The sequence below is a fragment of the Peptoniphilus sp. HCN-40583 genome (genome assembly GCF_037892835.1).
Lineage (GTDB): Bacteria > Bacillota > Clostridia > Tissierellales > Peptoniphilaceae > Aedoeadaptatus > Aedoeadaptatus rachelemmaiella.
On sequence record NZ_JBBKBU010000032.1, the window covers coordinates 20,842 to 27,856 of the forward strand.

The 7,015-nt window shown below is 52.0% G+C and carries 5 protein-coding genes; all 5 read left to right on the plus strand.

Annotated features, from left to right (window positions below; genetic code table 11):
• Positions 1-14: 14 nt before the first annotated feature.
• The 5 genes from rnr to clpB all read left to right on the plus strand — a co-directional run bounded on the left by rnr (position 15) and on the right by clpB (position 6,887).
• The gene (gene rnr, locus WKT05_RS09370) at positions 15-2,126 is read left to right on the plus strand and encodes a ribonuclease R (RefSeq protein ID WP_340413867.1); all 2,112 of its coding nucleotides are present in this window, start codon (positions 15-17) and stop codon (positions 2,124-2,126) included.
• Positions 2,119-2,583, plus strand: coding sequence for an SsrA-binding protein SmpB (smpB, locus tag WKT05_RS09375; protein ID WP_340413868.1), 465 nt, complete (start codon positions 2,119-2,121; stop codon positions 2,581-2,583). Before rnr ends, smpB begins: the two co-directional genes overlap by 8 nt.
• Positions 2,584-2,651: 68 nt before the next feature.
• Entirely contained in the window at positions 2,652-3,200 is a 549-nt protein-coding gene (locus tag WKT05_RS09380; RefSeq protein ID WP_340413869.1) for an NADPH-dependent FMN reductase, read from the plus strand.
• Between the two features lie 150 nt (positions 3,201-3,350).
• The gene (locus WKT05_RS09385; protein WP_340413870.1) at positions 3,351-4,277 is read left to right on the plus strand and encodes a J domain-containing protein; all 927 of its coding nucleotides are present in this window, start codon (positions 3,351-3,353) and stop codon (positions 4,275-4,277) included.
• 33 nt (positions 4,278-4,310) lie between these two features.
• Positions 4,311-6,887: an ATP-dependent chaperone ClpB gene (gene clpB, locus WKT05_RS09390; RefSeq protein ID WP_340413871.1), complete on the plus strand. Its 2,577-nt coding sequence runs from the start codon at positions 4,311-4,313 to the stop codon at positions 6,885-6,887.
• The last annotated feature ends 128 nt before the right edge of the window (positions 6,888-7,015 follow it).

A 7,015-nucleotide genomic window follows, 5' to 3' on the forward strand; every position in this document is an offset into this window, starting at 1 on the left:
CCAAAGGAGGCATTATGACTATTCGAGACCGGGTACTGGAGGCTTTGGAAAAAAACGACGGCCTGAGCAAGCGGGAAATTTTCCGCGCCCTAAACGTCAACGACAATCTGCAAAAGGAAATGAAGGGCCTTTTAAAGGATATGGTAAAAGACGGCACCCTTTACCGGGACGAGGATAAAAACTACCACGCCAGCCTTCGCCACGGGCTCATGACCGGCACCTTCGAAGGCAACGACAAGGGCTTCGGCTTCTTCGTTCCCGACGACGAGGACATGGCGGATTTATACATTCACCGCACCAAGGTGAACTCCGCCATGAACAAAGATCGGGTGCTCGTGGAAAAAATCCCCTCCAAGGATCCGGGAAAAGGGGATGAGGGCCGCGTCGTCGCCGTGTTGGAGCGGGCCAATCATCGCATCGTCGGTGTTTACGACGACGCCATGCGCTTCGGTTTCGTCACCCCCGACGACAAGCGAATTCCCGACGACATTTTCATTCCGAAAAAGTGGAAAAACGGCGCCGAAGATGGCCAAAAAGTCGTGGTGGACATTGAAAAATATCCGGAACCCAACAAAAAGGCCGAGGGAAAAATCGTGGAAGTTCTGGGCTATCCCGAGGACAAAAACGTGGACATTCTCTCCATTGCCTATGCCATGGGGCTGGATTTGGAATTTCCGAGAGACGTCATGGACGAAGCGGAGGCCATTCCTCAAAAAGTGAGCCTTTCCGCCGTGGCGGGCAGGGAAGATTTTCGAGACGTGCCCACCTTCACCATCGACGGCGCCGATTCCAAAGACTTCGACGACGCCTTGAGCGTGCGTCCATTAAAAGGCGGCCATTGGGAAGTGGGCGTACACATCGCCGACGTGGCGGAATACGTGCGCATGGGAAGCCCCTTGGATAGAGAGGCCCTCCATCGGGGCAACAGTGTCTATCTTTTAAGTGAGGTCCTGCCCATGCTGCCCAAGGCCCTTTCCAACGGCATCTGCTCTTTAAACGAAGGGGTGGATCGCCTTTGTTTGAGCGTGATTTTTGAGCTGGACGACAAGGGTAAGGTCTACAATTATCACATCGCCGAAACGGTGATTAACAGCGACCGCCGCCTGGTCTACACCCATGTCAGCGACTTTTTGGAAGACGGAAAGATCCACGAATCCCTGAAAGATCTCACAGAGGAGCTCACGATTTTAAACACCATGGCGAAAAATCGTCGCAAGATGCGGGATAAGCGGGGCAACATCGACTTTTCCTTCGACGAGCCGGCCATTGAGCTGGATGCTGACGGCCACCCCACCCACATCGGCCTCGTGGATCACCGGGATGCCAACGACCTTATCGAGGAATTTATGCTCCTCGCCAACGAAACCGTGTCCGAAACCTACCACAAAAAGAAGCTGCCCTTCATCTACCGCATCCACGAGGAGCCGGACGCTGAAAAGCTCACCCTTTTAAATGCGGTGATTCGCCCCTTCGGCTACCATTTGGATCTCACCAAGGACATCCACCCCAAGGACATTCAAAAGCTGACCTTGGCCTGCAAGGGAAAAGACGAAGAGGCGTTGATTCAAACCATGATCCTCCGGAGCATGCAAAAGGCCCGCTACAGCGAAGAACTCGCCGGCCACTTCGGCCTCGCCGCCAAATACTATTCCCACTTTACTTCGCCCATTCGCCGTTACGCGGATTTAACCATTCATCGGATCATTAAGCAGGATTTGAACCACGTTCTGGACACGAAGCTCATCGATCGATACAAGAGAACCTTCCCGGACATTGCCGATCACATTTCCGCCACGGAAAAAATCGCCCAGGAAGCGGAGCGCAAGGTGGTGGATGTGAAGATGGCCCAATACATGGCCGATCACATCGGAGAAAGTTTCGATGCGAAAGTGTCGGGGATTACTTCCTTCGGTATTTTCTGCGAACTGGACAACACAGTGGAAGGCCTCATCGGCTACGCCTCCATGGACGATTTCTATCGCTTCGACGAAGACCATTATGTGGCCGTCGGCGAGCGCACGAAAAAAACCATTCACATGGGCGATCCCATGCGCATCGTCGTGGCCGGCGCCGATCCCATACTGGGACGCATCGACTTTCAATTAGAGGAGGATGCCCGTGGCTAAAAAGAAGAAAACCGACGGCGACTTTTTGGCCAACAACAAAAAAGCCTTTCACGAATACCACATCGAAACCACCTACGAGGCGGGCATCGTCTTAAAGGGGACGGAGGTGAAGAGCATTCGCAAGGGCAGCGTGGCCATTAAAGAAGCCTACTGCTCCATCGAAGGGGGCGAAATCTTTATCGAAGGGATGCACGTGGCGCCTTACGAACAGGGGAATCGCTTTAATATGGATCCCCTGCGAAAGCGCAAGCTCCTCATGCACAAAAAAGAAATCGCCCAGCTGGCCAAGGCCACGGAGCAGGAGGGCTACACCATCGTGCCCTTAAACGTGCACCTGACGCGGGGCCGGGTGAAGCTTTCCATCGCCGAGGCCAAGGGCAAGAAGCTTCACGACAAAAGAGAAGCCATAAAGAAGCGGGACATCGAACGCGACTTAAAGCGCTACGTGGATCGGTAATGTTTAGACTTCCTTTCTTTCGGATATAACTCAAATAGCACAGTTAAGAGAAAGAAAAGGAGTATACCATGACGAAAAAAATCGGTTTAATTGTCGGCTCGCTCAGAAAAGGATCCTGGAACAGAAAAGTCGCCGAAAAGGTGAAAGACATGTTCCCGGAAGGCTACGAAGCCGACTTTATCGAAATCGGCGATCTGCCCCTTTACAACGAAGACTACGAAAGGGAAAACAACGAACCGGAAAGCTACAGCCGCTTCCGAAAAGAAGTGGAAGAAAAAGACGGCTATATTTTCTTTACGCCGGAATACAATCGCCTATGCGCACCGGCCGTTAAAAACGCCATCGACGTGGCGAGTCGCCCCTATGGCAAGAGCAAATGGGGTACCAAGCCCGCGGCCGTCGTAAGCGCCAGCGTCGGCTCCTCCGGCGGCATGGCGGCGAATTTCAGTTTGCGACAAAATTTGATTTTCGTCGATCTCATTCCTCTGCAACAACCGGAAGTCTATCTGTCCGCCGTCCACGAAAAGTTCGACAAAAACGGCGAATTGATCAAAGACACGGAAGACTTTTTGCAAGGCTTCGTCGATGCCTTTGTGAACCACGCGGAACGCTTCTGATCGATTGCGAAAAAGCCTGCTAAACGCGGGCTTTTCTTGTTTTAGGCGGGAATGAAAAGAAAAGTCAAACAAGGTCAAAAAATCTATTGCATTCCGCGGCGAAGGTGTTATAATGGAATCAAGGTCAAAGAAAGTCAACTGAGGTGATTTATGGAATATAAAGATTATTACAAGACATTGGGCGTAGATAAAAGCGCCGATCAAAAAACGATTAAAAAAGCCTTTCGCAAACTGGCGAAGCAATATCACCCGGACCTTCATCCCGACGACAAAAAGGCACATGAAAAGTTTAAGGAAATCAACGAAGCCTACGAAGTGTTGTCCGATCCGAAGAAGAAACAAACCTACGATCAATTCGGTAGCGCCGGCAATTTCTCCGGCGGCATGAATTTCGATCCCTCCCAATACGGATACACCTACACCACCACCGGCGGAAGCGGTGACTTCAGCGATTTCTTCGATATGTTCTTCGGAGGCGGGAGTGCAAGCGCAGGCTCGAAGCGCAGAAGTACCACCTTTAACATGGGCGATATTTTCGGCGACTTCAAAGGCTCTCGCAGGGCCCACAAGCCGCAACGCACGCAGTATTCCGCAGAGCTTTCCATCTCCATGGACGATGCCTATCACGGCGTAGAGCGGCAAGTGAGCCTCACCATCGGCGGCAAGGCCGTGGACATTCCCGTGAAGGTGCCGGCAGGCATTACCGAAGGCAAGAAATTGAAAGTTCGCGGCGAGAAATTCGGCGTCGACGGCGACATTCTCTTTAAAATTCACGTCACATCGCCGAAGGGCGTGGAAATCCACGGTCTGGACCTAATCGTGGATCAAGCCATCTATCCTTGGCAAGCCTATTTCGGCGACAAAATCACCTGCGATCTTCCCGCCGGGAAGCTTCGCATTACCGTACCCGAAAAGACCAAGGGCGGCCAAAAGCTGCGCCTGGCCAAAAAAGGGCTGAAGGATTTAAAGGGCCGCACAGGGGATGCGTACATTCGCTTTGTCCTCGTGAACCCGGACAATTTAAGCGCGGAAGATGAAGCGCTTTACAAACAATTAAGTGAAAAATACAAAAAATAAAAGAAAAAATAACCAGCATGAAAGGAGTGCCATATGAAAATCGATAAATTTACACAAAAAAGCATGGCTGCGTTAGAAAGCGCGCAAAACTTGGCACAAGAATACGGAAACCCGGAGGTAGACGTCCTCCACTTAAATAAGGCCCTGGTGTCCGATGCAGAAGGCCTTATTCCCCGCGTATTGGACTATATGGGCGTCGATGCCAAGGAAGTGGAAAACGCCTTGGACAGGGAAATCGGCCGCCTCTCGAAACAAACCGGCGCCACCCCTCGCCTCTCAAACGCCATGAACGGCGTTTTAACCGACGCATTGAAAGAAGCGAAGCGCTTAAGCGACAGCTACGTCAGCGTGGAACACCTCTACCTCGCCATGATTAAAGGGGATGGGGTAAACAACAAGCGGATTTTTAAGGAATTCGGCATCGACGAAGACCGCTTTATGGGCGCCTTAAAAGAAATTCGCGGCAATCAACACGTGACCAGCGACAATCCCGAGGACACCTACGAAGCCTTAAATAAATACGGAAGGGACATGACGGCGGAAGCGGCCAAGGGAAAAATGGACCCGGTCATCGGCCGCGACGATGAAGTGCGCCACGTGATCCGCATCCTCTCTCGCCGCACGAAAAACAATCCCGTCTTAATCGGCGAGCCCGGCGTCGGGAAAACCGCCATCGTCGAAGGCTTGGCCCAACGAATCGTGGCTGGCGATGTGCCCGACGGTTTGAAAAACAAAACTGTCTTCTCCCTGGACATGGGGGCATTAATCGCCGGGGCCAAATACCGCGGCGAATTTGAAGAACGCTTGAAGGCCGTCTTAAACGAAGTGAAGAGCTCCGAAGGCGAAATCATTATGTTTATCGACGAAATTCACAACATCGTCGGCGCCGGCAAGAGCGAAGGGGCCATGGATGCGGGCAACCTCTTAAAGCCCATGCTCGCCAGAGGCGAACTCCACACCATCGGCGCCACCACCTTGGACGAGTACCGCAAGTACATCGAAAAGGATCCGGCATTGGAACGTCGTTTCCAAAAAGTGCAAGTACAAGAGCCTACGGTGGAAGACACCATTTCCATTTTGCGCGGCCTGAAGGAAAAATACGAAATCTATCACGGCATTCGCATTTCCGACGGCGCGGTCATTCAATCGGCTCTGCTTTCCGATCGCTACATTACCGATCGCTTCCTGCCTGATAAGGCCATCGACCTCATGGACGAAGCCTGCGCCATGGTGCGCACGGAAATCGAGTCCATGCCCACGGAAATCGACGAAATTCGCCGCCACATTCTCCAACTGGAAATTGAGCGGGAAGCCTTAAAGAAAGAAACCGACGACGCTTCGAAAAAGCGCCTCGCCGCCTTGGAAGAAGAATTGGCCGAAGAAAAGGCCGATTACGACGCCCTTATCGCCCGTTGGGAAACGGAAAAGAAAGAGTTGGAAGGCGAAAAAAATATAAAAGAAGCCATCGACAAGGTGCGCCACGAAATCGAAGAAGCGGAACGCAACTACGATTTGGAAAAACTCTCCGCCTTAAAATACGGCGAATTGCCTAAATTGGAAGAACAATTGAAGCAAGAGCAAAACAAAGAAAAAGGCGACGGCAAACTCATCAAAGAAGAAGTGACCGAAGAAGAAATCGCCGAAGTGGTGAGCAAGTGGACGGGCATTCCCGTCGCCAAGCTCGCCGAAACGGAGCGTGAAAAGCTCCTCCACTTAGACGAAATTCTGAAGAAACGCGTCGTGGGCCAAGCCGATGCCACGAAAGCCGTAAGCGACGCCGTGCTCCGTGCGCGGGCCGGGCTCAAGGCGCAAAACCGCCCCATCGGCAGCTTTATCTTCTTAGGGCCCACCGGTGTCGGCAAGACCGAAACGGCCAAAGCCTTAACCGAAGCCCTCTTTGACGACGAACGGAACATGATTCGTATCGACATGAGCGAATACATGGAAAAACACAGCGTCTCCCGCCTGGTCGGTTCGCCTCCGGGATACGTGGGCTACGACGAAGGCGGCCAACTCACTGAAGCCGTCAGAAGAAAACCCTACTCCGTCATCCTCTTCGACGAAATCGAAAAGGCCCATAGAGATGTGTTCAACATCCTCTTGCAAGTACTGGACGACGGCCGCCTCACCGACAATCAAGGCCGCACCGTGGACTTTAAAAACACGGTCATCATCATGACCTCCAACATCGGGTCTCAAGACTTAATCGAAGGGGTCACGGAAGACGGCACCATCTCCGACGATGCGAAAGAAGCCGTCAACAGGGAAATGAAAGACCACTTCCGTCCGGAATTTTTAAACCGGGTCGACGAAATCGTCCTCTTTAAGCCCCTGTTGAAAGATGAAATCGTCAGAATCATCGACACGGATCTGGCAGAAATCGAAAGCCGCCTCGAAGACAGAGACATTCACATCAGAGCCACCGACGAAGCCAAAGAAAAAATCCTGTCGGAAGCTTACAATGTGCTCTACGGCGCACGTCCCGTCAAACGCTATATCCAAAACCACATCGAAACCAAACTCTCCCGCGCCCTTATTGCAGGAGACATTATGGACGGCGATCATTTGGAAATTGCCGTCGACGGCGACGATTACGTCATCCGAAAATAATCAAGACAAAACGCTCGAGAATCCTCGGGCGTTTTTTGCGTGGCAAAAGCCGGACGGGGTATATAGATAGAAGTCATCGTAATGCAATTGAAAGACAAAAGGAGAATGGCAATGAAAGTAATCGAGTA